Annotated in this window: 21 protein-coding genes and 1 pseudogene; 13 read left to right on the top strand and 9 right to left on the bottom strand. The window is 43.3% G+C overall.

The window, feature by feature from the left end; translation table 11 throughout:
• Window positions 1-15 precede the first annotated feature (15 nt).
• A pseudogene (locus tag Xmir_RS06810) lies at window positions 16-204 on the top strand (IS6 family transposase); the annotation flags it as partial.
• 112 nt (window positions 205-316) lie between these two features.
• Here Xmir_RS06810 and ruvB read toward each other — a convergent pair.
• From ruvB to aspS, 6 genes are all read right to left on the bottom strand, one after another.
• Window positions 317-1,324, bottom strand: a complete 1,008-nt coding sequence (gene ruvB, locus Xmir_RS06805) for a Holliday junction branch migration DNA helicase RuvB (protein ID WP_099113647.1) — start codon at window positions 1,322-1,324, stop codon at window positions 317-319.
• Between the two features lie 16 nt (window positions 1,325-1,340).
• Window positions 1,341-1,961 (bottom strand): Holliday junction branch migration protein RuvA, encoded by a 621-nt coding sequence (gene ruvA / locus Xmir_RS06800; protein WP_099113646.1) that lies wholly within the window; start codon window positions 1,959-1,961, stop codon window positions 1,341-1,343.
• A gap of 79 nt (window positions 1,962-2,040) precedes the next feature.
• On the bottom strand, window positions 2,041-2,562 hold the full coding sequence (ruvC, locus tag Xmir_RS06795) for a crossover junction endodeoxyribonuclease RuvC (RefSeq protein ID WP_099113645.1): 522 nt from the start codon (window positions 2,560-2,562) through the stop codon (window positions 2,041-2,043).
• Window positions 2,563-2,693: 131 nt separating this feature from the next.
• Window positions 2,694-3,437, bottom strand: coding sequence for a YebC/PmpR family DNA-binding transcriptional regulator (locus Xmir_RS06790; protein ID WP_099113644.1), 744 nt, complete (start codon window positions 3,435-3,437; stop codon window positions 2,694-2,696).
• Window positions 3,438-3,463: 26 nt separating this feature from the next.
• Entirely contained in the window at window positions 3,464-3,898 is a 435-nt protein-coding gene (gene nudB, locus Xmir_RS06785) for a dihydroneopterin triphosphate diphosphatase (RefSeq protein WP_099113643.1), read from the bottom strand.
• Window positions 3,898-5,667: an aspartate--tRNA ligase gene (aspS, locus tag Xmir_RS06780; RefSeq protein WP_099113642.1), complete on the bottom strand. Its 1,770-nt coding sequence runs from the start codon at window positions 5,665-5,667 to the stop codon at window positions 3,898-3,900. Before aspS ends, nudB begins: the two co-directional genes overlap by 1 nt.
• A gap of 285 nt (window positions 5,668-5,952) precedes the next feature.
• Between aspS and Xmir_RS06775 the strand changes: the two genes are divergently transcribed.
• The 3 genes from Xmir_RS06775 (at window position 5,953) to cmoB (ending at window position 8,363) form a co-directional block, all read left to right on the top strand.
• Window positions 5,953-6,351: an MAPEG family protein gene (locus tag Xmir_RS06775; protein WP_099113641.1), complete on the top strand. Its 399-nt coding sequence runs from the start codon at window positions 5,953-5,955 to the stop codon at window positions 6,349-6,351.
• A 270-nt stretch (window positions 6,352-6,621) separates the two neighbouring features.
• Entirely contained in the window at window positions 6,622-7,395 is a 774-nt protein-coding gene (gene cmoA / locus Xmir_RS06770; RefSeq protein ID WP_099113640.1) for a carboxy-S-adenosyl-L-methionine synthase CmoA, read from the top strand.
• Entirely contained in the window at window positions 7,392-8,363 is a 972-nt protein-coding gene (cmoB, locus tag Xmir_RS06765) for a tRNA 5-methoxyuridine(34)/uridine 5-oxyacetic acid(34) synthase CmoB (protein ID WP_099113639.1), read from the top strand. Before cmoA ends, cmoB begins: the two co-directional genes overlap by 4 nt.
• Before the next feature lie 67 nt (window positions 8,364-8,430).
• Here the strand turns inward: cmoB and cutC are convergent, their stop codons facing one another.
• Together cutC and Xmir_RS06755 are read right to left on the bottom strand one after the other, a co-directional pair.
• On the bottom strand, window positions 8,431-9,183 hold the full coding sequence (gene cutC / locus Xmir_RS06760) for a copper homeostasis protein CutC (protein WP_099113638.1): 753 nt from the start codon (window positions 9,181-9,183) through the stop codon (window positions 8,431-8,433).
• Window positions 9,184-9,352: 169 nt separating this feature from the next.
• Window positions 9,353-9,907, bottom strand: a complete 555-nt coding sequence (locus Xmir_RS06755) for a VOC family protein (protein ID WP_099113637.1) — start codon at window positions 9,905-9,907, stop codon at window positions 9,353-9,355.
• A gap of 265 nt (window positions 9,908-10,172) precedes the next feature.
• Here Xmir_RS06755 and argS point away from each other — a divergent pair, with 265 nt between their 5' ends.
• Complete coding sequence (argS, locus tag Xmir_RS06750) at window positions 10,173-11,903, top strand: arginine--tRNA ligase (protein ID WP_099113636.1); 1,731 nt, start codon at window positions 10,173-10,175, stop codon at window positions 11,901-11,903.
• A 243-nt stretch (window positions 11,904-12,146) separates the two neighbouring features.
• On the opposite strand, the gene murJ is transcribed toward argS, so the two are convergent.
• On the bottom strand, window positions 12,147-13,685 hold the full coding sequence (murJ, locus tag Xmir_RS06745) for a murein biosynthesis integral membrane protein MurJ (protein WP_099113635.1): 1,539 nt from the start codon (window positions 13,683-13,685) through the stop codon (window positions 12,147-12,149).
• A gap of 769 nt (window positions 13,686-14,454) precedes the next feature.
• On the opposite strand from murJ, the gene Xmir_RS06740 reads away from it, so the two are divergent.
• Genes Xmir_RS06740 through Xmir_RS06705 form a run of 8 tightly spaced genes read left to right on the top strand, consistent with a single transcriptional unit; the run spans window position 14,455 to window position 24,587 of the window.
• The gene (locus tag Xmir_RS06740) at window positions 14,455-16,611 is read left to right on the top strand and encodes a type VI secretion system Vgr family protein (protein WP_099113634.1); all 2,157 of its coding nucleotides are present in this window, start codon (window positions 14,455-14,457) and stop codon (window positions 16,609-16,611) included.
• Between the two features lie 49 nt (window positions 16,612-16,660).
• Window positions 16,661-19,255, top strand: coding sequence for a DUF2169 family type VI secretion system accessory protein (locus Xmir_RS06735; RefSeq protein WP_099113633.1), 2,595 nt, complete (start codon window positions 16,661-16,663; stop codon window positions 19,253-19,255).
• Window positions 19,252-20,334 carry a pentapeptide repeat-containing protein gene (locus tag Xmir_RS06730; RefSeq protein WP_099113632.1) on the top strand — a complete coding sequence of 361 codons (1,083 nt, stop codon included), beginning with the start codon at window positions 19,252-19,254 and terminating at the stop codon, window positions 20,332-20,334. The genes Xmir_RS06735 and Xmir_RS06730 overlap by 4 nt, the downstream gene beginning before the upstream one ends.
• A 14-nt stretch (window positions 20,335-20,348) precedes the next feature.
• Window positions 20,349-20,981 carry a DUF3540 domain-containing protein gene (locus Xmir_RS06725; RefSeq protein WP_099113631.1) on the top strand — a complete coding sequence of 211 codons (633 nt, stop codon included), beginning with the start codon at window positions 20,349-20,351 and terminating at the stop codon, window positions 20,979-20,981.
• A gap of 12 nt (window positions 20,982-20,993) precedes the next feature.
• Window positions 20,994-21,386, top strand: coding sequence for a DUF4150 domain-containing protein (locus Xmir_RS06720; protein ID WP_099113630.1), 393 nt, complete (start codon window positions 20,994-20,996; stop codon window positions 21,384-21,386).
• A gap of 39 nt (window positions 21,387-21,425) precedes the next feature.
• Window positions 21,426-22,019, top strand: a complete 594-nt coding sequence (tssJ, locus tag Xmir_RS06715) for a type VI secretion system lipoprotein TssJ (protein ID WP_099113629.1) — start codon at window positions 21,426-21,428, stop codon at window positions 22,017-22,019.
• The gene (tssK, locus tag Xmir_RS06710; RefSeq protein ID WP_099113628.1) at window positions 22,012-23,358 is read left to right on the top strand and encodes a type VI secretion system baseplate subunit TssK; all 1,347 of its coding nucleotides are present in this window, start codon (window positions 22,012-22,014) and stop codon (window positions 23,356-23,358) included. Before tssJ ends, tssK begins: the two co-directional genes overlap by 8 nt.
• Window positions 23,359-23,369: 11 nt before the next feature.
• Window positions 23,370-24,587, top strand: coding sequence for a DotU family type VI secretion system protein (locus Xmir_RS06705; RefSeq protein WP_099113627.1), 1,218 nt, complete (start codon window positions 23,370-23,372; stop codon window positions 24,585-24,587).
• The last annotated feature ends 7 nt before the right edge of the window (window positions 24,588-24,594 follow it).

Here is a 24,594-nt window from a genome sequence, read left to right as displayed (position 1 = left end):
CGTGAGTCTTGGGTGATGTCCCTGATCCGAAAGGCGTTCAAACGCCTCCATTATCCAATCGATATCATGGCTCAATGTGTCCGTTAGTATCTCGCTTATGCGTTGAGCTTACGCAATCTGGAAGAAATGATGGCAGAACGGGGAGTCTTCGTCGACCAAGCCACAATACATCGCTGGGTGTTACGTTTGGGCGGACTCTCTGATTAACTCACCGCTAATGCGACAGAACCTATTTTATTAGGTTCTGAATTCTCGCAATTTACAGAATATCACCAGCTCTTGGGGAATAATTCGAGCTGGCATATAAAAATGATTATTATTCGTTTTCCTTGCTCAATCCAAAATGCCGATAAGCATGATTAGTCGCAATTCTTCCGCGTGGCGTTCGTTGAATAAATCCTTGTTGGATCAGAAAAGGTTCCAGGACGTCTTCTATCGTTTCTCGTTCTTCACCAATCGCCGCGGCCAGATTATCCAATCCAACGGGGCCACCCATAAATTTATCGATAATGGCAACCAGTAATTTGCGATCCAGATAATCAAACCCGGCTGAATCCACACTCAGCATATCAAGGGCTTTAGCGGCAATGTCTCCATTCACTGAACCATCACCTTTTACTTGAGCAAAATCACGCACGCGACGCAGCAAGCGGTTTGTAATTCGGGGAGTACCACGGGAACGCATCGCGATTTGCCTTGCCCCATCATCCGAGATCCCTAATCCCATATAGTGAGCGCTGCGGGAAACAATGCTCTGCAAATCATCGACGTTATAGAATTCAAGGCGTTGCACAATCCCGAATCGATCACGCAATGGCGAAGTCAGAGAACCCGCGCGAGTGGTAGCACCGACCAGTGTAAAGGGGGGAAGATCAATCTTGATTGAGCGGGCAGCAGGCCCTTCCCCGATCATGATATCCAGTTGGTAATCTTCCATTGCAGGATAAAGAATTTCTTCTACAACCGGTGATAAACGGTGAATTTCATCAATGAACAACACATCATGGGGTTCGAGGTTAGTCAGCATGGCGGCAAGATCGCCGGCCTTCTCCAGCACTGGCCCTGAGGTGGTGCGAAGATTAACCCCCATTTCATTCGCAACAATATTTGCCAACGTGGTTTTACCTAATCCGGGGGGGCCAAAAATCAGCAGGTGATCCAGTGCATCACCACGCTGCCGCGCAGCCTGAATAAAAATTTCCATCTGTTCACAAACATGGGGTTGCCCGACATATTCAGATAAAAACTTGGGGCGAATGGCGCGGTCAATGGCTTCATCATCTTGCAGAATTTCTGCTGAAACCAGGCGATCAGCTTCAATCATCACTTAACTCCTGAAATTACAGAGCCGCACGAAGCGCTTCCCGAATAAGAGTTTCACAATCTGCGCCCGGTTTTGCGACTTTGCTTACCATTCGGCTGGCTTCCTGTGGTTTATATCCCAAAGAAACCAGTGCGGCTACAGCTTCTGCTTCAATATCAGCATCGGAATTCGTCTGTTTGGCAGCGGCAGGCAAATTAATGTCACTACTTTGATTAAACAGATCGCCATTCAGCCCTTTAAAGCGATCTTTCATTTCGACTACCAGCCTTTCAGCCGTTTTTTTGCCGACTCCCGGCAACTTGACCAATGAAACAATAGATTCCTGTTCAATAGCAGTCACAAATTGCTGGGCGGACATGCCAGAAAGGATCGCCAGAGCCAGTTTAGGCCCGACACCATTCACTTTCACCAACTCACGGAACAACGCACGCTCTTGTTTATCATTAAACCCATATAATAGCTGGGCATCTTCACGCACAATAAATTGTGTAAATAAAATGGCTTCTTGGCCAATTTCAGGAAGTTCATAAAAACAGGTCATTGGCATATGAACTTCATAACCGACACCATTGTTAGTTTCCAATAAAACCAACGGTGGCTGTTTTTCCAACACGGTTCCTCTCAAACGCCCTATCACTGTTTACCCCCTGAAAATAAAAATAAATTGTTCCGCTAGCTTATAGCACAAAAAAGGCTGGACGTATATCCAGCATAAACTATTTCAGACGCCCTCGCGTTAAATTTAACCGCGCATCACCGACCCGCAGTAAATTTTGGCTGAAATGACAGTGCGTAATAGCAATTGCCAGAGCATCGGCGGCGTCGGCCTGCGGATCAGCAGACAATTTCAGCATCGAGCGTACCATGTGCTGAATCTGGCTTTTTTCGGCGGCTCCCGTACCAACCACAGTTTGTTTAACCTGACGGGCCGCATATTCAAATACGGGAATGGATTGGTTCGCAGCGGCCACAATTGCCACACCACGCGCCTGCCCCAGTTTCAAGGCTGAATCTGCATTTTTTGCCATGAAAACCTGCTCTATCGCAAAAGCATCGGGCTGGAATTGTGTGATGATTTCGGTAACTCCGGCATAAACTCTCTGCAAACGAGTGGGTAAGTCATCGACTTTTGTTCGAATACAACCGCTACCGAGATAGATAAGCTGTCGTCCATGCTGGCGAATCACGCCATACCCCGTAACTCTGGAGCCGGGGTCAATACCTAGAATAATCGCCATATCGAATTATCTATTTGCCTGAATACTTGCCCAAATATCCGCCTATGATATGGGATAAAAACGTTAGAGAAAGTGCCCTGATATCCTAAAGATAAGGAACACTTTCTCTACGCCGTGAACCCTAATAAAAATTACAGCAGTGCTGCAACTTCATCAGAGATTTCACCATTATGATAAACCTCTTGCACATCGTCAGAATCTTCAAGCATATCGATCAGACGAAGTAATTTAGGCGCAGTTTCTGCATCCAGTTCTGCTTTGGTAGATGGGATCATAGAGACTTCAGCAGAATCAGCCTTGAAGCCTGCTGCATCCAGTGCATCTTTAACATCACCGAAGCTTTCTGGAGTAGTATAGACGTCAATTGCGCCATCATCATAAGTTTCAACGTCATCCGCACCTGCTTCCAATGCCGCTTCCATCACTGCATCTTCATCCAAGCCCGGCGCGTAGGAAATAACCCCTTTCTTGGTGAACAGATAAGAAACAGAACCATCAGTACCCAAGTTCCCGCCGGTTTTGGTGAAGGCATGACGAACGTCAGAAACAGTACGGTTACGGTTATCACTTAAGCATTCAACCATCACCGCTGTACCACCCGGGCCGTAACCTTCATAAATGATGGTTTCCATGTTATCTGAATCATCATTGCCAACACCACGAGCAATCGCACGGTTCAGGGTATCGCGAGTCATGTTATTGGACAGCGCTTTATCGACTGCCGCACGCAAGCGCGGGTTAGATGCGGGATCTGCGCCACCTAAACGTGCAGCCGTTACCAATTCACGGATAATTTTGGTAAAAATCTTACCGCGTTTTGCATCCTGCGCAGCTTTGCGGTGTTTCGTATTGGCCCATTTACTATGACCTGCCATGAAAATATCTCCGATAAAACAGTAAACTAAATAACAAATTCTTCAATCGCCTGCCGATTGCTCCATGACTTCGTCAGGCTGGCCGCTTCTTCAACTGCCAGCCAGTGATAAGCCAAATGTTCGGTCAACAGGATTTCCCGCTCCTCAGGTAACGCCAGCGAGAACCAATGTTCTTTATTGCGCGTCACACCCGGAGCATAGCGATATCGCAAATGTGAGAAAATCTCATAATAAATACAGCGTTGGCAATCCGTCAGTTCAAGATCTTCATTGACAATATCAATGCCTATCTCTTCCTGTACTTCACGCAACGCTGCTTCCCACGGTCTTTCACCCTCTTCAAGGCTACCCGTTACGGATTGCCAAAATTCAGGATCATCCCGTCGCTGTAACATCAGCACCCTTTTGCTGTTAGCGGCATAAATCATAACCAATACAGATTCAGGGCGCTTATAAGCCATTATTCGCTCTCTTTTTTAACAACTGAAATTGCCAGTTCTTCCAGTGATGCCGGGTTTGCGTGACTCGGCGCATCAGTCATCAGGCATGCCGCTGCTGTTGTTTTCGGGAATGCAATAACATCGCGAATATTATCAGTATCGGTCAACAACATAACGAGGCGATCCAAACCAAAAGCCAAACCGGCATGTGGCGGTGTACCGTATTTCAAGGCGTTCAGCAAGAAGCCGAATTTTTCCTGTTGTTCCGCTTCATTGATACCCAAAATGCGGAATACAACCTGTTGCATTTCATTACGGTGAATACGAACAGAACCACCGCCCACTTCATAGCCGTTGATAACCATGTCATAAGCATTTGCAATGGCGGATTCAGGATTGCTTTCCAATTCAGCCGCTGACATATCGCGTGGAGCAGTAAATGGATGGTGCATTGCCGTTAAACCACCTTCCCCATTCTCTTCAAACATTGGGAAATCAACAACCCAAAGCGGTTTCCAGCTTGCCAAATCGGTGATGTTCAAGTCACGGCCCAGCTTCAGGCGCAGCGCGCCCATCGCATCGGTGACCACACTTTTCTTGTCAGCGCCAAAGAACAGAATATCACCATCCTGCGCATTGGTACGGGAAAGCAGGCCTTCAACAACCTCGGCAGACAGGAATTTGGCAATCGGGCTTTGCACCCCTTCCAAACCCGCAGCACGATTGTTGACCTTCATCCATGCCAGCCCTTTCGCACCATAGATACCAACAAATTTACCGTATTCATCAATTTGCTTACGGCTTAATTCTGCTCCGCCAGGGACACAGATAGTGGCAACACGGCCTTTCGGATTATTTGCGGGTTCTGCAAAAACGGAAAACTCCACGTCTTTGACCAGATCAGCAACATCTACCAGCTCCAGTGGGTTACGCAGGTCTGGTTTATCTGAACCAAAGCGACGCATGGCTTCTTCGAAAGTCATGATTGGGAAAGTGCCCAAATCAACACCCCGCACATCCAGCCACAGTTCGCGGATCATTTTTTCCATGATTTCGCGAACTTGCTCAGCGGTCATAAAGGAAGTTTCAACGTCGATCTGGGTAAATTCAGGCTGGCGATCTGCACGCAGATCTTCATCGCGAAAGCATTTTACAATCTGGTAATAACGGTCGAAACCGGACATCATCAGCAATTGTTTAAAAAGCTGTGGGGACTGTGGCAACGCATAAAATTCGCCTTTATGGACACGGCTCGGCACCAGATAGTCACGCGCACCTTCCGGTGTTGCTTTAGTCAGCATTGGCGTTTCCACATCAAGGAAACCGGCATCATCCATAAAGCGGCGAACAAAACTGGTGATTTTTGCGCGCGTTTTCAAACGCTGTGACATTTCAGGACGACGCAAATCAAGATAGCGATATTTCAAACGCTGTTCTTCACTATTGTTCTGGTTGCTGTCCAGTGGCAATGGCTCTGAGCGATTGAAAATCATCAGGCTGTCTGCGAACACTTCCACTTCACCGGTTGCCATATCTTTATTGATCTGGCTGTCAGGACGGGCACGTACCGTTCCTGTAATTTGAATACAAAATTCATTACGCAGTTCAGAAGCCTGAGCAAATGCCTCTTTCTGATCCGGATCAAAAAATACCTGAACGATACCTTCGCGATCTCGCATATCAATAAATATCAGACCACCCAAATCACGACGACGGTTTACCCATCCACTAAGAGTCACTTTTTGGCCTTCATGGGCTCGGCTCAACTGCCCACAATAATTAGTACGCATACAATATCCTTTTACTCAGCTCGTTATGCTTTCTGCTGCGGAAATTTTGGCATTGTTCTTTCGAAAAAAAATTGTTCTTTTGAGAAGAATTGTCAAAAAAGGTGGCCATTATACTGGAAATTCTAACCAGAGATAAGGCCATAACATCGTTCTTAGCAAGACAATTTTTTGCTATCCGATAGCATTCATAGGATTTATTATTAAATACTATGATTTATAGCGACAGGTTGTTTTTTGACGTTTATCATCATTCAGCCGTTTTTTGGTTAGGCAATGGAGTTAAAAATGGTTAGCTCGCTTTATATAATACTGGGCGCACTATTACTGATTAAGCTGTCTCTGGATGTAGTCAAATTAAGAACGCAATATCAAATAGCCTATGGCGATGGCGGTTTTTACGAATTACAAACAGCCATTCGGGTTCATGGTAACGCGGTTGAATACATTCCCATTTCAATGCTGTTATTGATCGTAATGGAGATGAATGGTGCAGCCGTCTGGATGCTGCATATTTGTGGATTAGTGTTACTTTCCGGCAGGCTACTACATTACTTTGGCCTGCGTCATCGCGAGATACGCTGGCGACGTATGGGCATGGCTGCAACTTATATCTCAATGCTGATAATGATTATTACCAATATTTACTATCTGCCTTGGGAGCAAATATTTTCTCTCTATTCGTAAATAGCTCGCCAGTATATATCCAAATATATTTCGAGTTACAGCGCGACGGTAGCTACATTCTGCCGTCGCAATCTATTCTACAAGAATCAGGTAAAGTATGGTTTTCATCAATACCCCATATAAATTTGTTTATTAAATAACAAGATAATCGGCCTGATTCAGGAGATATCGCCGCTTCCTGCGGGTTTCTCTCGATTATCCCTTTCTGCCTTTTCCCGCATTCTGTTAGAATGCCCACTTCTTATTATTGTTTCCAAAACCAATGCTGTTATGTCAAATCAAGATCCTCATAATCAACGGGACAGCCTGTTCTCTGCCCCTATCGCCAATTTAGGCGACTGGAGTTTCGACGAACGGGTTGCCGAAGTCTTTCCTGATATGGTGAAACGCTCCATTCCCGGTTACTCCAATATCATTTCCATGATAGGTATGCTGGCAGAACGTTTTGTAACGCCGGGCAGTCAAATTTATGATCTCGGTTGTTCCCTTGGCGCAGCCACGTTATCCATCCGCCGCGCCATCAGTGCCGATAGCTGCGATACAGAAGGTTGCCGTATTATTGCCGTCGATAATTCACCGGCAATGGTGGAACGCTGCCGTCGCCATATTGACTCTTTCAAGGCCAGCATCCCCGTTGAGGTGATCGAACAAGATATTCTTGATATTGATATTCAAAATGCGTCAATGGTTGTGCTGAATTTCACATTGCAATTCCTGCATCCCGCTGATCGTCAAAAAATGCTGGATAAAATTTATGCGGGATTAAAACCCGGCGGTGTTCTGGTTCTTTCTGAAAAATTCAATTTTGAAGATGACCAAATCGGTGAATTACTATTCAATATGCACTACGATTTCAAGCGAGCCAATGGATACAGTGAACTGGAGATCAGCCAGAAACGCAGTATGCTGGAAAACGTCATGCGGACAGATTCTGTTGAAACCCATAAATCACGTCTCAAACAAGCCGGGTTCCAGCATGTTGAAGTCTGGTTCCAGTGCTTTAATTTTGGTTCATTATTGGCAATAAAGGGAGCTGACCAATGATCGATTTCGGCAATTTTTATCAATTGATCGCCAAAAATCACTTGAGTCATTGGTTGGAATGTTTACCCGCGCAATTGAACCATTGGCAAAAAGCATCACTGCATGGTCAGTTCAGTTCATGGCTAAAGAATCTGGAGAATTTACCTGACATTCAACCTTCTCACCTTGACCTGAAAAATGGTGTCATTGCTACACACGAACCCGAATTACCTGACGGCGAAAAAGCGCGCATCCGCAATATTCTTAAGATATTGATGCCGTGGCGCAAAGGGCCTTTTTCACTGTATGGCGTTGAGATTGATACCGAATGGCGTTCTGACTGGAAATGGGATCGCGTTCTTCCCCATATTTCGCCTTTGGAAGGGAAAACCGTGCTGGATGTCGGCTGTGGCAGTGGTTATCACATGTGGCGCATGGTGGGTGAAGGAGCGCAATTTGTTGTCGGTATCGATCCAACCCAACTTTTCCTTTGCCAGTTTGAAGCCGTCAGGAAATTACTGGGCAACGATCAACGAGCCCACCTTCTGCCATTGGGTATTGAACAATTACCCGAATTAAAAGCCTTTGACACCGTATTTTCAATGGGTGTGCTTTATCACCGCCGTTCTCCCCTCGATCACTTGTGGCAATTGAAAAACCAACTGGTTTCCGGTGGTGAGCTTATTTTAGAAAGTCTGGTCATTGAAGGTGATGAACACCAATGCCTCATTCCGGGTGAACGTTACGCACAAATGCGGAATGTCTACTTTATTCCATCCGCCAAGATGCTGAAAGTCTGGCTGGAAAAATGCGGTTTTGAAGATGTCAGGATTGTCGATCATGCGGTTACAACACTGGATGAACAGCGCCAGACAGAATGGATGAAGACTGAATCCCTGGCTGATTTTCTTGATCCAGACGATCACAGTAAAACGATTGAAGGCTACCCAGCGCCATTGCGGGCTGTTCTTATCGCCCGTAAACCATAATCGTAAGCCATCGTTCTGGTGTGTGAACTGCCCGTCATGGCAGTTCACACCCTTAATAACGAATATATTATTTTTTACGTTGCATCAGACTAATGATACCTTTCATTGATTCAACTAACTGACCATCAACGCTAGGGTATAAGTATTCATCCACATCGCGCTCATCCGACCGCATCGTCACACCCACTTTTCGGTATTTCATGGAAGAAGGCGACATTTTACTGGCTGAACTATGAATTTCTGTCGCACCAATTTCCAGAAACTTACTGATATTACCCATTCTGACACCCGCTCCCGGCATAATAATCGGCCCCTGGCTGGCTTGGACTAATTCTTTTAGCAGAGGCAGCCCCATTTCAGCATTTTGCTGCTGGCCTGAGGTCAAAATGCGCTGTACACCCAACTCAGTTAGTTGCTGTAATGCAGCGTATGGATTCAGACACATATCAAAAGCACGATGAAAAGTTACCGCCATATTCCCTGACAGTGACATCAATTGCCGCATACGAAGCCAATCAATATGGCCTTCTTCGTTCAAAACCCCAAAAACAATGCCGGGGAATCCCATATCACGAATAAGGACTACATCATTTTTCATGACCTCAAAGTCCGTGTTGCTATAGCAAAAGTCGCCCCCCCTTGGCCGGACAATTGGATGCACAGGAATGGATATCTGCTGCATTGCCTGTCGCAACGCCCCAAAACTAGGAGTCACCCCACCTTCCGACGGGCTTGCGCATAATTCAATGCGATCAGCACCTGCTTGTTGTGCAACCAAAGCACAACTTATGCTATAACAGCAAATTTCCAGCCTTATCATTTAAAGCCCCTCGGATATAAATTCGCAAACAAACCAATTATATGCCTTCAAAATATTTCATTACTGAATTTATTAACTATGGCAATTAATTTTCGTTAGTGGTTTGTTGAAGGTCACAAGGTTAGAATCTTTTGCTAGATCTACATGAGAAAAAAGTCATTTTTGCCAACTAGCACTCACTTTTGATAATGTCTTTGATAGAAAAAGGGTGGAATTTAATCGTGATTTCACTATCAGTTACCGCTAATGTTGGGTTTGGTAACCTTTCCTTGTCCCCTTTAGGATGGCTCTCTTTTGTGCGAAAATCGTCAGGAAGCGGATGGGACAATAACTGATAGGCTTCATGTATAAGTTGCTCTGGCTTTACAGGCAGAACAAGTTCAACGTGCTCCCAGCCTTGGTGGGCATAATGTTTTTTACCCGGATAAGGTAGCTCCACGCAATCAATCTGCCATCCAAGCACGTTGATTGGCTGTTCCAATTCAAACAAACAAATTGGGCGGCCATTGATGATATTTTCAGACATCAACTGACCACATTGTAGAAAGCCTTGACGCCAGCGATCCGCTATCGCACTTTCATGACAACGCAGAGAAATATGATCCGCTGAATATTGCGCAAGAGATAAACCAAGACGCTCACCAAATTGTGTTAATTTTTGTTCAAACGCCCCTAAATCAGAAACTAAATCCTGTAATTCAGAAATTGCTGAAAAGTGTGTCATCTCGTACCCATCAAAAAGTCGTCAAAAATATTTCCTGCCATGTGAAAAACACGGCAATTACCATAGAAATGGCGAAGAATCGCCTGAAAGACAAGCTGAAAACAAAAAGTCCTACCACCAACGTTGGCAGATGGTAGCATGCAGGATGCTGAATATGATATAAAACCCGTTATTTTCTCATAACCCACGCGTTTGAAAGTATTTGCATAATTCCAATGCAGGAACTTTCGTGCGTAACTTTTCGTGCGTAACTTAAGGTAACACGGTGAATATTCAGGCCATTCTTTCAGAAAAAATCAGCCAGGCGCTGATTGCAGCTGGTGCTCCAGCCGACAGCGAAGCTCACGTTCGTCAATCTGCAAAAGCCCAATTTGGTGACTACCAAGCAAACGGCGTCATGGCGGCAGCTAAAAAAGTGGGCATGCCACCCCGACAATTGGCAGAAAAAGTCGTTGGTTTACTGGATCTGCAAGGAATTGCCAGCAAAACTGAAATCGCAGGGCCGGGTTTTATCAACATTTTTCTGGATAAAGCGTGGGTTGCTGCCAATATCGAAACTGCGCTGAAAGCCGAAAAATTGGGTATTACGCCAGTAGAGCCACAAACTATCGTTATCGACTATTCTGCCCCAAATGTTGCCAAGCAGATGCACATTGGTCATATCCGTTCCACCATCATTGGCGATGCCGCTGCGCGTACTCTGGAGTTTTTGGGTCACAAAGTTATCCGGGCCAACCATCTCGGTGACTGGGGAACCCAATTCGGGATGCTGATTGCCTATCTGGAAAAAGTCCAGAATGAGAATGCCGATGAAATGGCGCTGGCAGATTTGGAAGCTTTCTACCGTGAAGCGAAGAAAACTTACGATGAAGACGAGGAGTTTGCTGTCCGTGCCCGCAGCTATGTCGTGAAACTGCAAGGCGGTGATGAATATTGTCGTGCAATGTGGCGCAAGCTGGTTGATATCACCATGTCACAGAATCAGGAAACCTATAACCGTCTTAACGTCACCCTGACAGAAAAAGATGTTATGGGTGAAAGCCTGTATAACGATATGCTGCCGGGCATTGTTGCCGATCTAAAACAGCGTGGGCTTGCCGTTGAGAGTGATGGCGCGATTGTGGTTTACCTTGATGAATTCAAAAATAAAGAAGGTGAACCCATGGGTGTTATCATCCAGAAAAAAGATGGCGGCTATCTTTACACCACCACAGATATTGCCTGTGCCAAATACCGTCATGAAGTTCTGCATGCCGACCGTGTTCTTTACTACATTGATTCACGCCAACACCAACATCTGGTGCAGGCTTGGACGATTGTACACAAGGCAGGTTATATCCCGGATTCCATGTCGCTCGAACACCATATGTTTGGCATGATGTTGGGTAAAGATGGCAAGCCATTCAAAACCCGTGCAGGCGGTACAGTAAAACTGTCTGATTTGTTGGATGAAGCTATTGAACGCTCGGAAGCGCTGATCCGTGAGAAAAACCCGGATATGCCGGAAGACGAGCTGAAAAAAGTTATCGAAGCTGTGGGTATTGGCGCGGTAAAATATGCCGATCTCTCCAAAAACCGTACCACCGACTATGTATTCGACTGGGATAACATGCTTGCCTTTGAAGGTAATACCGCACCTTACATGCAGTATGCTTATACCCGCGTCAATTCTATTTTCAAACGTGCTGACATTGATGAAAGCAACCTGACAAAACCGGTTCTTCTGAACGAAGAACGCGAACAGGCGCTGGCGACCCGCTTACTGCAATTTGAAGAAACCATCATGACGGTTGCCCGCGAAGGTACACCTCACGTTATGTGTGCTTATCTGTACGATTTGGCAGGCCTGTTCTCTGGTTTCTATGAGCATTGCCCGATCCTGAGTGCCGATAGCGAAGAAGTGCGCCAAAGCCGCTTGAAATTGGCTCTGCTGACGGCGAAGACATTGAAGCAAGGCCTTGATACTTTGGGTATTCAAACAGTAGAGCGGATGTAAACACTTTATTTAAAACTGGCGTAAATAAATTATTTTACGCCAGTTTTAAAATTAATAATTTTATTTCCTGTAAAAAACGCTAAGAATAATTTAACTAACTTAGCTTTCTTAATCGATTAATAATAAAAATTAAGGCGGATTCGACTAATAAGAGTCGAACCTAAGTTGAGAATGGCAAATAAGATTTAAAAAGCCCATTAATAACAGGCTTTTTATTAGCTTATTTATGATAAATAAAAAAATTCATTGCAATCCACGATGGGCAAAATCTTTCAACCTGAATCCCATTAGTGCCAGTGCTGCAAAATAACTACCCGCCCCGGCAATCACAACCCCCATCAATCGCAGCAGGCGTAATGCCATATTGCCCTGCTCCCAAGCCGGCATAAACCACAATATTGTCAGCAATACCCCAACCATTACTGCAATTGCCACCGCCAGTTTCAGCAGAAATACGCCCCATCCTGCCAATGGCTTGAAGATCTCACGCTTGCGTAGTTGCCAATAGAGCATACTTGCGTTGAAACACGCAGCCAAACCAATAGAGAGTGCTAATCCTGCATGTTTCAACGGGCCAATAAAAGCCAGGTTCATCAACTGAGTTAAGATCAGAGTTGCAATGGCAATCTTGACCGGTGTTTTTATATCCTGACGAGAATAGAAACCCGGTGCCAGAACTTTAACCACAATCAATCCCATTAAACCAAAGCAATAGGCGATCAATGCCCGTTGCGTCATTTCTGCATCAAAGGCAGAAAAATTGCCGTATTGAAAAAGTGATACCGTCAATGGCTCCGCCAGAATGCCCAATGCCACCGCACAAGGTAAGGCCAGCAAGAAGCAGAGACGCAGCCCCCAATCCATTAATTTCCGATATTCTTCATGATTGCCACTGGAGAAACTTTTCGCCAATGAAGGCAATAAGATCGTCCCCAGCGCGACCCCCAATACCCCGGAAGGTAATTCCATTAAACGATCTGCGTAATACATCCACGAAACGGAGCCTGAAACCAGAAATGAAGCAAAAATAGTGTTGATGATTAATGAAATCTGGCTGACTGAAACACCTAAAATAGCCGGCCCCATCTGGCGGATAACACGCCATACGCCACTATCACGGAAAGAAACTCTGGGTAATACCAGCATGCCGATTTTTTTCAGATGAGGAAGCTGGTAGGCCAATTGCAAAATACCACCAGCAATAACCGCCCACCCCAATGCCATCACAGGCGGATTACAGTAAGGTGCCACAAACAGTGAAAAGACGATCATACTGATATTCAGCAACGTAGGCGCAAACGCCGGCACAGAAAAGCGATTCCATGTATTAAGGATCGCCCCTGCCAAAGAAACCAACGATATCAGGAAGATGTAGGGAAAGGTAATTCTCAGCAGATCACGGGTTAAAACAAACTTATCCGGCGTATCAGCAAAACCGGGGGCCGTCACATAAATAACCCAAGGAGCGGCAATCACACCTATCACCGTGACTATCGCCAAAATCAGTGTCAACATTCCCGACACATATGCAATAAATGTACGGGTTGCCTCATCACCCTGCTGATTTTTATATTCAGCAAGAATAGGAACAAATGCCTGTGAAAAAGCACCCTCGGCAAAAATACGCCGCAACAAGTTAGGAAGCTTGAAAGCAACGAAAAAAGCATCCGTTGCCACGCCGGCTCCAAATATACGGGCAATGATGGCATCACGAATAAAGCCCAGAACGCGAGAAAACATCGTCATTGAGCTAACCGCTGCCAGTGATTTTAGTAAGTTCATGATATTATTCTAAAATTGATTTTTATGAAATGAGCATAAAATGTATAAAGCTATTAGGATGATAAGATCAATATAGCTGAATATTAAATGATTTTCATTCATCTCAGAGCTGAAAAGAGTTTAAACAATCTACATATAACTAAATGATTTTACAAGATGTTATTTTGTTTTGATAATCAGGGACGACTCAGAGTTTTCGCTTATACACCACCCAGTTAGTCTCATTCTACCGAACACCAAGTTTCTTAGTGCCGACACTTACCATCATAAGAATAAATTTATAGTTACCTTCAGAAAACACGACAAACACATTAAAAAAAATAAACTTTAAATTTCGGTCAACTATTTATTTTTAAAAATATTTTTGCTGAACACCGTGTTAACCGACTCAGAAACATTCATTTTGTAGAAGATTATGACTTTTCCCATTCAGTTACCCTTCTTCAATAAAATAATTAAATATTAAATAGTTATATATTAATATTGCAAATCTCATAGTTTGGAAAACTCGCTTACGATGTCACTTTCCTTGAGGGGATCTTTTTATTTTAAAAAATCTTATTTAATAAATACATACATAACCATACCATGAAACTATAAAAATAAAATTATATGGTTTATAAACGAAGAGGCATCAATAATTGCAAATAGTAAACATTATGCTTAACTCATAGTCAGAGAAACTACCTCCATACATCAATCCAATCACTGTATATTCCTTGGTTCACAAGGGATATGCGGTAGCTATAAACGCGAGCAAGGAAATTTTATGGACAGACATTTTATTGCGTATACTTCACTACCTGAAAAATCTTTATATTTCAAATCCCTTGTAGGAGTAGAAAGATTATCAGAAGCTTACGAGTTTGAAGTTCAGCTATTGAGTAAAAAGAGATTATCGGATCCGATATCTCTACATAATACCATGCTAACCGTAGAAATAAAAAACAAGTCAGCGCCGACAAGATATTTAAATGGTTATATAGAAAAGATATCCTATGCTCCATTCTATAAAGATGATGAAGGTCTCTATTTATATACTGCCACAGTACGACCTAGATTATGGGAATTAAAACAAAGGCTTGGTTATAGTATTTGGCAAAATAAAAATGTACCCGATATTCTTACAGAAGTACTGAATAAAGCAGGAGTTATTTTTGAAAATCAACTGGTAGAAAAATACCGCACATGGGAATATTGCGTTAAACATAATGAAACTGATTTCGATTTTATTCATCGACTGATGGAGAATGAAGGAATTTATTACTATTTCGAACATAATATGGGAAGCCATACTATGATCCTGATTGATTCCCCCCAGTCACATCAGCCCATGCCGGGATATGAATCAATTAAATATGTCAATGCGGGAAACCTAACAAAAAAATACTCACCAGATTCAGAATATATCTATAACTGGAATGTCAGTAGCATCACTATACCCAATACCTATAGTATTGATGACTACAATTTCCGTAAACCACGAGCTAAATTATATACCGCCACTCAGACCCCGGCCAGTTCCCCTGATGACACAGAGATATTCATTTGGCCCGGACGTTATGTCGAATACGATCAAGGGGAATTTTATGCACGCGTGCTCCAGCAGGCCGCTGAAGCAAAAAGCGAGCTGATTAATGGAAAAGGAAATGTATTGGGAATAGCGCCGGGACATACTTTCACCCTATTGTTACCCAATGATATCAATGGTGATGACCACAGTGACTACCTAATCACAGGTGCACACTACTTTCTTTATGAAGCGCCTTACCTATCTAACCAGGCTCAATATTCCTCTGGTAAAGATAAAAATACCATTCAATTTGATGCTATCCCGGCTAGCACTCCTTGGAAACCTTCGGCGGTGACACCATGGCCAAAAGTAACGGGCCTTGAAACCGCCGTTGTCACAGGCCCAAAGGGTAAAAAAATATGGACTGACAATTACGGCCGGATAAAAGTGAAATTCCGTTGGGACAGAGATGACAAAAATGATGATACCCGCTCTTGCTGGATACGTGTTGCAAGCTATTGTGCTGGCTGGCGCTATGGTAACGTATACATTCCGCGCGTGGGTGAAGAAGTTGTTATCAGCTTCGTCAATGGTGACCCTGATAAGCCTTTAGTCATCGGCAGTACTTATAACAATGAAAATATGCCTCCATGGGAACTACCCAAACATCAAACCCGCATAGGTATTATGTCAAATACGAAAGGAGGTAAACATGACCAGGCCAATTACCTCTATTTAGATGACGAACCCTATAAAGAATTATTTGATCTACACGCAGAACGTAATATGAATATTTCGGTGGAAAAAGATAAAAAAGTCACTATTGATGGAAATCGCACTACTGAAATAAAAAAACAACAAAAAGATACCGTAAAAGGTGATGCCCATTTTACTTATAAAACAAACCATGAAACGACTATTGAAGGTAAAGATACACTGACTATCAAAAAAGGCCAGAAAGAGACCATCAAGAATGGGCGAAAAACAGCGATCGATGGAGGGGATACGTACAAACTTACAGGAAATTTAAGCGCAAAAATTAATGGAAATTGGGTACAGGATATTACAGGAACAACAACGATCACAAGCCCCAACCTCATTACGATAAAAAGTGATACCAAAGTAAAAATTGACACGCCTTATTCTTTTTTCTCAGCTAAAACCCTTTCTTTCGCTTTCACAGCATTCAATATAAGTAAGACCTTAATATCCGCTTCTCACACTAAAATTAATACTAGTCTAACTGATACAAATATTTCGTACACCACTACTTCTATCACTAACAAAAAAACCTCTTTGGATAAAACAGGTATAGCGCTTTCAAAGTCTGAAATGAAATTGGATGAATCAAAATTTGCACTTAATAAATCCTCTTGCCATATTATCAATTGCCGATTGCACATAATATCCTGAAGCGTTTCTGGTGTTTTTTCCGAACAACTAAATATCTGTCAGTATTCCAATGAAAATCATTAAACCCCTACGATTAAGTGTCCTTTATCGGCCTTACCGCTGGCTGCAAAAAAATCATCTGGGTATCTCTATTATGGCATTGGCTGATATGGGTTCTGCCCCACGCCTGCGCCCAGAACCAGAGCTTTGGCAACTGGCAGAAAATGAGCTGAAAACTTGCAATGGGATTGTTGATTTAGCTATGCCTAAATCCCGTGCTGAATTTTTAGCGACAGGATATGCCTACACACACCATCAGACAGATAAAACGGCTTGTACTGCACGTATTCAAATCGGGCAGTTGGAAAAAACATTAGCGGTTTTCGGTGATCGCTACTGGATAGATGATAAGCCTTCAAAACCCCGTGCTTTTGCACAGATGCGCCTGGATTGGAGCCGGGCTTTTGGCGGAAAAAGTTATGAAGAAAATCCACACGGTATCGGTTTGAATCCAGAAGAACGGGAAGACGGGATAAAGGTTCACCGTTTACCCAATATTGAAGCGCTGCATAACCGTTTGATGTCACAACAGCAATTAACATCACAGAAAGAACTTCCTGCTCCGGCAAGTTTTTGCCCGTTAGATTTTACATGGCCGCGTCGTTTTAGCCGCATCGGAAAACAATACGATAAGGAATGGTTAGAAAACGAATTTCCCGGATTTTCCCATGATATCGATTGGCGATTATTTAATGCCGCTCCCGAAGATCAATGGTGGACAGAAAATAGTGCCCTGCCGGAACAGGCGCAATGGCGCATTTGGAACATGAATCCAGAAAAACCGGTGCAGGAAGGAATTTTGCCATCATGGAACGCGCGCTGTTTTATAAAACGATTACGCCTTGATGAAGAAATTGTTGAAGAAGTCATCATGCGCAAAACGACAATATGGTTCTTTCCTCACTTGGAGCAAATGATCCTGATTTGGCATGGCAGTGCAGAAATCAATGAAGATGATGCCAAAGATGTTTTACAAATGATATCTGCACTGGAATTAAATGATCATCCCCGTCCAGAGAGTCATTATTTACACGTTCTTGAGCAACGCATGGATAAGGAAAAAGGGGCGCTATATACTTTCCGGGAAAAAGATCTTATTCCTGAAGAAATTATCGGCTCGTGGCTGGATACAGAACAACCTCAAAATGATCCTCCTTCTCCACTGCAACAGAATTTTCAGAATCGTGAAAAACGTCTGCGTGAGCAGCAAAAAGAGCGGATGGCTGAATATGGTCAGGATATTAATACCCTGTTCAACGTTGAAAGTACCCCCATCTCACTTCCCAGACTGGATGAACTACCCGAATTTGTAGAAAAAACTGAACAAGATGCCGCCAGAAAACAGGCTGAAATGGAGTTGAAACAGGCTGAGGCCATTGCTCAGGCTAAACAGCAAGGCATTGATGTCGATGAATCAACGACAAAACCTCAGCACAGAGGGCCGGAAAATCTGCATCGAATGCGGGATACATTACGCCAGCAGCAACAAGAAATGCAGCTCAGTGATAATGAGCTGGCTCAAATGGAAAAATCAATACATGCAATGTACTTATCTTCAGTACAAACACAAGCTCCGGCTCTGCGTTTAACGGGTAACCTGTCACAGATTATTCGGAAACGAGTGCAAAAAATCATGCTGGAAGGAGGAGATTTCAGTGGCATGGATTTCACTGGCGCTGATTTGTCAGATCTGGATCTGCGGGGAGCCAACTTCACTCAGGCTCTGCTGGAAAGTGCCTGTTTAAATCATTGTCAGCTGGATGAAGCTAATTTCAGCGAAACTGTGCTGGCCAGAACAGAAATTTGCAACGCTTCATTACGCGGAACCAAATTAGATAAGGCCAGCCTGGCTCTGGCTAAATGTGAACAGAGTGATTTTTCTTCTGCAAGCTTTAATGGGACACAACTGCAAGAAACCCGATTTGATCATTGCCGCTTTAACCATGTTGTATTTACAGGTCTGCTTCTGCAAAAAATCTTTATTACCCATTGCGACTTCCAATATTCACAATGGAAAGACTGCATATTGATGGAACTTGAACTACCGGCACTTAAATTCAATCACGCACACTTGAATAAAGTCTCATTTATTAATTGTGAGCTGACACAAGCCGTTTTCGATCATGCGGAACTGGAAAGTTGTTCATGGGTAGAAACTAAAGCAAACGGGAGCCAATTTCGTTCAGCGAACTTATTGACCTGCGCATTTGCCATGGACAGTGAACTGAATCAGGCTGATTTCAGCCATGCGACATTGACGGAATGCAACTTGCGCCAAATGCCTCTGGCTCATGCCAAGTTCTATGCCACAACCTTAAATAACAGTGACCTAAGTGAAGCTAACTGCCAATCAGCGGATATGCAGTATCTCAATGCCATGAAAAGCATATTTATCAGAACTGATTTTCGAGGCGCCCTATTAAATAATGCCAATCTGATGAGTACGTTAATGCAGAAATGCAGCTTCAACAACACCGATTTACGGGAGGCTAATCTATTCCGTGCTGATATGTCCCAGTCAATTATCAGCGAGTCAACTTCAATTGAGAATGCTTACATTAAACACATCAAAACATTGCCCAAGCGGAATAAGGATGTGATATGAATTTACTCACTGCGGATGAATTAGTGGATAAAATCAAACAGGGTGAAATTATTGAAAAAACCAATTTGCAGAACATATCCCTGACAGGGCGTGATTTATCCGGGGGAATTTTTAGAGAAGTCGATTTTTCCGGTACTGATTTTTCTCATGCTGTAATAAAAGAGTCCGTTTTTACCCAATGCCGGGCAGAAGGCTCTACTTTCGACTCAGCCGTAATTGAACAAAGTATTTTTGAACAGTGTGATTTCGGGCAAACAACTTTCAATAACTGCACATTAATAAACAACACTTTCAATCAATCTGTTTTGAAAAAAACGCAATTTACGGCAACAAAACTAAACGACACTCAGTTTTCATCCTGTTCACTGCAATATGCTGACTTCAGCCACAGCAATTTTGATCAAGTTATATTTCTTGATTCCCCCGTGAATCAAACAAAATTCGGCCACGGCCATTTATTCAGAGTGACTTTTTTTTGCCAGGATTTACAGACTGTCGATTTTACGGCCAGTGAATTTACCAAAGTTGTTTTTTTTGAATGTGATCTGCGTAATCAAAATTTCCATAAACAGACATTTAAAGAGTGCCAATTCACAAATAGCCAACTTGAAAAAGTCAATTTCAATCACGCAATATTGGCTAACTGCAATTTCAAAGGCTCTGTTTTACAAGACGCTCTTCTGTCCAACGTCAATGCAGCTCAGGCGTTATTTATAGAGGCGGATTTAACCCGGGCCTGTTGCAAAAACAGCTTGTTTGAACAAGCCATTTTTATCGGTGCATGCCTTGAGTCTGCCGATTTTCGGTACAGTAAGCTTCCATTGGCAATAATGCACAAAGTGCATGCAGTAAATTCACAATTTACGGGTTGTGATATGACTTATACAGATCTTTCCTATGCAAACGTCAACAACAGTGATTTCCGCACAGCTCACTTCATGAGAACACTTTTTCATCGTGCTCAACAAGTTGGCGCTTTATTTTCAGACCGTCAGGGCATATTGGAAAATGATCCTGAGCTATTCGCTGCTGAAGAGTGGAGTATGCAGCACAATAATATGCAACATAATAAGATTTAATCAGGAGAATCAAAATGACGAAACATTCTCATGCACTTTCCTCATATGCCTTTACTTCCTCCCTGACTACCGAGCCATTACAACAAATTACCGGACAGATCATCTGTATTCTCCGGGACGGCAGCTTTATGGCAGAGAGCAAAAATAACCGGGGCTGGCATTGTCGGCGGGCAGCCAGTTGTCTATTGGCACCCCATCTGGGAGATACCGTTTTAATTACAAAAATCGATGATCAGCTCTGGATATTAGCCATATTAGAACGTGAGGAGCAACAGCAACTTTCTGAAATCAGTGTTCCCGGCGACCTTACTATCACGTCCCACGGCAATTTAAATATGAATAGCAATGGGTTAAATATCACAGCCAACAGCGGAAACTGCCATATCGATGAAATGCAATACAGTGGGAAATCATTGTCTGCATGGATCTCAATCACGCGTTTGGTTGGCAACCAGTTTGAATCTCTCTGGCAAACGGTAACACAACTGAGTCATCGGCTATTTCGTCATACAACACAAACAGAAAAAGTTCATGCCGGTCAACTGGATATACAGGCTGAAAATTATGCCCGGTTACATGCTCAAAGCACAATCGTGTCCGCCAAAGCTATCACCAAAATTGACGCTGAACAAATTCATATCGGCTAAGGGGAAGAGATTATGTTTGCCAATACGCAAAGTGGTGGAATGGATATGGCGATTCCTGATGTCTGTTTAACACCCATGTTTTACACCGTGCCAGTGGCTTATCCCAATATGGCGCAAGGCGCAACCGCCATCAGTAACGCACTCAATATTCTATTGATGGGTGGTCCGGCGCATAATTTAGCCACAACCATTCCCATGACAACCGGAGATAACCCCGGTGTTAGTCTTGGCGTCGCTTCCGGTACTGTAATGGGACCATCCCGCCATGTCATGGGAGCTAACTCTGTCTTGATCAAAGGCACACCCGTAACACGGTTGTCGAGTTCCAGCATGCAGAATTCAACTAATGCAATGGGTTCCCGTATTGTACCCAGTCAGACAAAAGTTCTTATCAGCGCCGCTTAGTATTTACAAATTATATCGAGATATATCCTGGCGGGTATTATGACCCTATCCTTTTTACTAAGAAAAAAAATCACAATAATAAATAGGATTAGCCTAATCGGATGGTTATTTAAGGGTATATTCCCGTTAATATTTCTTATAACCATAGCAGGTTGTTCATCGCAAGAAAAAAAAACCAAATTACCCCCTTATAAAATAATTTTTACGACTACATCTAACGTCAATAATTCAGCCCCATTGAAAATACATCTTTTTTTATTGAAATCGAAAGAAGAATTTATGTCTGCTGATTTCTTTGCCTTACAAGATAAAGTTCAGGATACATTAGGCGATAAAATGGTTAATGAAGATCAATTTTTTATACGCCCTTTCCAACCTGAACATTGCTTATTGGAAAAAAATCTGCCGGAGGCCAATTACATTGGAATTATTGCTGAATATAAGCAACTGAACGGTAAGAAATGGCGTATTTCATTTCCCGTTCCCATACCTGAAAAACCCTCTTTTTATGAGTTCTGGCGTTCTTCTCCTGACGAACTATATGTATGCGTTAAGGTCACTAACAATGGCTTAAGTCTCATCAAAGAATGCAACTTAAGTTGTGCAGCAGGAACTGAAGAAAATAATGAATAGATCAGAAAAAGTTATTTGGACAGAAGGTATGTTTTTACGCCCCCATCACTTCCAGCAGGCTGAAAATCATTTGGAAGCCTATATCCGCGACTGGGGGATGGCGCAGTCACCTTACTATTGGGGGTTTTTGACCTTTGAATTAGATCAAGAGCTACTTAATCAGGGTAAAGTAAAACTTTCTTCAGCCAGCGGTATTTTTCCTGATGGAACACCATTTAATTTCGATGCGTCCCATGCCCCCACTCCTTTACAACTTACTGAAAATAACACAAATATCAATGTAGTACTGGCATTACCAACTTTTCGGCGAGGAAAAGAAGAGGTTATTTTCAGTGAACAAAAGGAATCTATGGCACGCTTTGTCAGCATTGAAGTTGAAGTGAATGACGCTAATGCCATGGCAGTCGGCAATGCCACAATACAGTTCGGGAAAATGCGTTTACGTTTAATGTTGGAATCTGATTTGACCCCAGAATGGACGGCATTGAGCATCGTACATGTTGTGAATAAAACAAGTGACAATAAACTTCATCTTGATTCACTATTCATTCCTTCCCTGCTCAACTGTCGTGCAAATCCACAAGTCATGGGATTTATCAACAACATACAGGGCTTATTGGAACAGCGCCGTCAACAAATCAGCCAGCGTTTATTACAGTTAGGACGCTACAATGATTCTGAAATTATGGATTTTCTCTTACTGTCACTTTTGAATCGCTATAGCGGCCAAGTGAACCATATTCTGAACCTGTCATTGCTGCATCCGGAACGTTTATTCAGTGAATGGCTGCAATTTGCTACTGAATTAGCGACATATTCCCAGAATCGTCTGCCTGAAGAGGTTTTACCGCTCTATGACCATGACAATTTGACGCAATGTTTCAATCAACTGATGTTCCAACTGCGCCAAGGATTATCAATCATTCTGGAAGAACATGCGATTCAGCTACCATTAACGGAATATTCTCATGGCTTGAACATAGCGACGTTACCGAATGCCAATATGATACATATGTTCAGCTTTATTCTGGCCATCCACGCTGACGTTGCCAATGATATATTGATGAGCAACTTCCCGGCCCAGATGAAGATTTCCCCCATTGATCGCATACGTGAATTGGTACAACTGCAATTACCCGGTATTCCGCTGCGCGCCATGCCATCTGTACCCAGACAAATTCCCTGGCATTCAGGTTATGTCTATTTCGAATTAGAAAAAGAGGGAGATCTGTGGAAGCAGATGGAGAAATCCAGTGGCTTTGCACTACATCTGGCAGGTGAGTTTCCCGGTCTGAACATAGAGTTTTGGGCTGTCCGTAATCAGGAAAAATCGAGGTAACGGGGCCGAGAATGCAAGAAAAGCAGAAAGCAGAACATAATATACTTTCTAGTGATGCCAATTATAACCCATTGGTTTCTGCCTCAAATCCACTGCTGAATACCATCCCACAGATCCGGCATTCTATTGTTCACCCTGATCCTACAGATTTACGACAGCAATTGATCAATGAAATACGGCGTTTTGAGGTCGAATGCCAACATGCCAAGCTGCCCTATGCAGTGATCATTGGCGCACGTTACTGTTTATGCACGGCATTGGACGAAGCGGCTGCGCTTACCCCCTGGGGACTTCGCAGTGTTTGGTCAGGAAGTGGTTTACTCGTTACTTTTCACAACGAAACATGGGGAGGAGAGAAATTTTTCCAACTATTGGCAAAATTATCACAAAATCCCAAAGAAAATATATTCCTATTGGAGCTCATTAACTTCTGCCTCCAACTGGGATTTGAAGGACGCTACCGTGTCATGGATAACGGCCGTACCCAGTTGGAAACCGTGAAACAACGCCTGTTTCAGTTGATACGTTCAATTCGAGGCAACCACCCTGTTGAACTGTCATCAAACGTACAAACCATCACAGTACCGAACAAATCCTGGCGATTTTCTGTACCAATATGGGTTTCTGCGGCACTATTCAGTTTTTTGGTGTGTCTCCTGTATATCAGCCTGAATTGGCGGTTAGGAGATATACTTAACCCGGTTCTGGCAAAAATATACCAAATTGATTTACCCAATGTAACGGTCAGTAATCCAGTCACTCCACCTGCACCTCCTGTTCTGAACCTGAAGGAAATGTTAAAAGGTGACATTACGGCAGGGTTATTAGATGTCATAGACACGCCTGACAGAAGCGTGATCACGTTAAAAGGAGACGGTCTGTTCACAACCAATTCAATTCAGATCAAAAATCGTTATTTGGATGTCATCAAAGATATTGCAGAAGCAATGAATAATTTCAAAGGCGAGATTTTAGTCGCAGGATATACCGATAATATTCCCATTAATACCCTTTATTCCCGTTTCTCATCTAACTATGCTTTATCGCTGGCCAGAGCCAAATCGGTACAAAGAGAACTACAACGTTATTTAATTCATCCTGAAAGAGTCAAAGTTGAAGGAAAAGGCGCCAGTGACCCTGTCGCTCCAAATGATACTCCCAGCAATCGAGCTAAAAACAGGCGCGTCCAAATTACACTGTTAGCACCTCCTGTCAGCCAAACGATGTAAGGAGAAG

It is taken from the genome of Xenorhabdus miraniensis, assembly GCF_002632615.1.
The sequence above is the reverse complement of the archived record's forward strand: the minus strand, read 5'-3'. Positions and strand labels throughout refer to the sequence as shown.

What these genes read in the sequence shown, in the direction of transcription:
- ruvB (WP_099113647.1), bottom strand. Translation starts at nt 1,324, where the DNA reads ATGATTGAAGCTGATCGCCTGGTTTCAGCAGAAATTCTGCAAGATGAT.
- ruvC (WP_099113645.1), bottom strand. Translation starts at nt 2,562, where the DNA reads ATGGCGATTATTCTAGGTATTGACCCCGGCTCCAGAGTTACGGGGTAT.
- Xmir_RS06790 (WP_099113644.1), bottom strand. Translation starts at nt 3,437, where the DNA reads ATGGCAGGTCATAGTAAATGGGCCAATACGAAACACCGCAAAGCTGCG.
- nudB (WP_099113643.1), bottom strand. Translation starts at nt 3,898, where the DNA reads ATGGCTTATAAGCGCCCTGAATCTGTATTGGTTATGATTTATGCCGCT.
- aspS (WP_099113642.1), bottom strand. Translation starts at nt 5,667, where the DNA reads ATGCGTACTAATTATTGTGGGCAGTTGAGCCGAGCCCATGAAGGCCAA.
- Xmir_RS06775 (WP_099113641.1), top strand. Translation starts at nt 5,953, where the DNA reads ATGGTTAGCTCGCTTTATATAATACTGGGCGCACTATTACTGATTAAG.
- cmoA (WP_099113640.1), top strand. Translation starts at nt 6,622, where the DNA reads ATGTCAAATCAAGATCCTCATAATCAACGGGACAGCCTGTTCTCTGCC.
- cmoB (WP_099113639.1), top strand. Translation starts at nt 7,392, where the DNA reads ATGATCGATTTCGGCAATTTTTATCAATTGATCGCCAAAAATCACTTG.
- cutC (WP_099113638.1), bottom strand. Translation starts at nt 9,183, where the DNA reads ATGATAAGGCTGGAAATTTGCTGTTATAGCATAAGTTGTGCTTTGGTT.
- Xmir_RS06755 (WP_099113637.1), bottom strand. Translation starts at nt 9,907, where the DNA reads ATGACACACTTTTCAGCAATTTCTGAATTACAGGATTTAGTTTCTGAT.
- murJ (WP_099113635.1), bottom strand. Translation starts at nt 13,685, where the DNA reads ATGAACTTACTAAAATCACTGGCAGCGGTTAGCTCAATGACGATGTTT.
- Xmir_RS06740 (WP_099113634.1), top strand. Translation starts at nt 14,455, where the DNA reads ATGGACAGACATTTTATTGCGTATACTTCACTACCTGAAAAATCTTTA.
- Xmir_RS06735 (WP_099113633.1), top strand. Translation starts at nt 16,661, where the DNA reads ATGAAAATCATTAAACCCCTACGATTAAGTGTCCTTTATCGGCCTTAC.
- Xmir_RS06730 (WP_099113632.1), top strand. Translation starts at nt 19,252, where the DNA reads ATGAATTTACTCACTGCGGATGAATTAGTGGATAAAATCAAACAGGGT.
- Xmir_RS06725 (WP_099113631.1), top strand. Translation starts at nt 20,349, where the DNA reads ATGACGAAACATTCTCATGCACTTTCCTCATATGCCTTTACTTCCTCC.
- Xmir_RS06720 (WP_099113630.1), top strand. Translation starts at nt 20,994, where the DNA reads ATGTTTGCCAATACGCAAAGTGGTGGAATGGATATGGCGATTCCTGAT.
- tssJ (WP_099113629.1), top strand. Translation starts at nt 21,426, where the DNA reads ATGACCCTATCCTTTTTACTAAGAAAAAAAATCACAATAATAAATAGG.
- tssK (WP_099113628.1), top strand. Translation starts at nt 22,012, where the DNA reads ATGAATAGATCAGAAAAAGTTATTTGGACAGAAGGTATGTTTTTACGC.
- Xmir_RS06705 (WP_099113627.1), top strand. Translation starts at nt 23,370, where the DNA reads ATGCAAGAAAAGCAGAAAGCAGAACATAATATACTTTCTAGTGATGCC.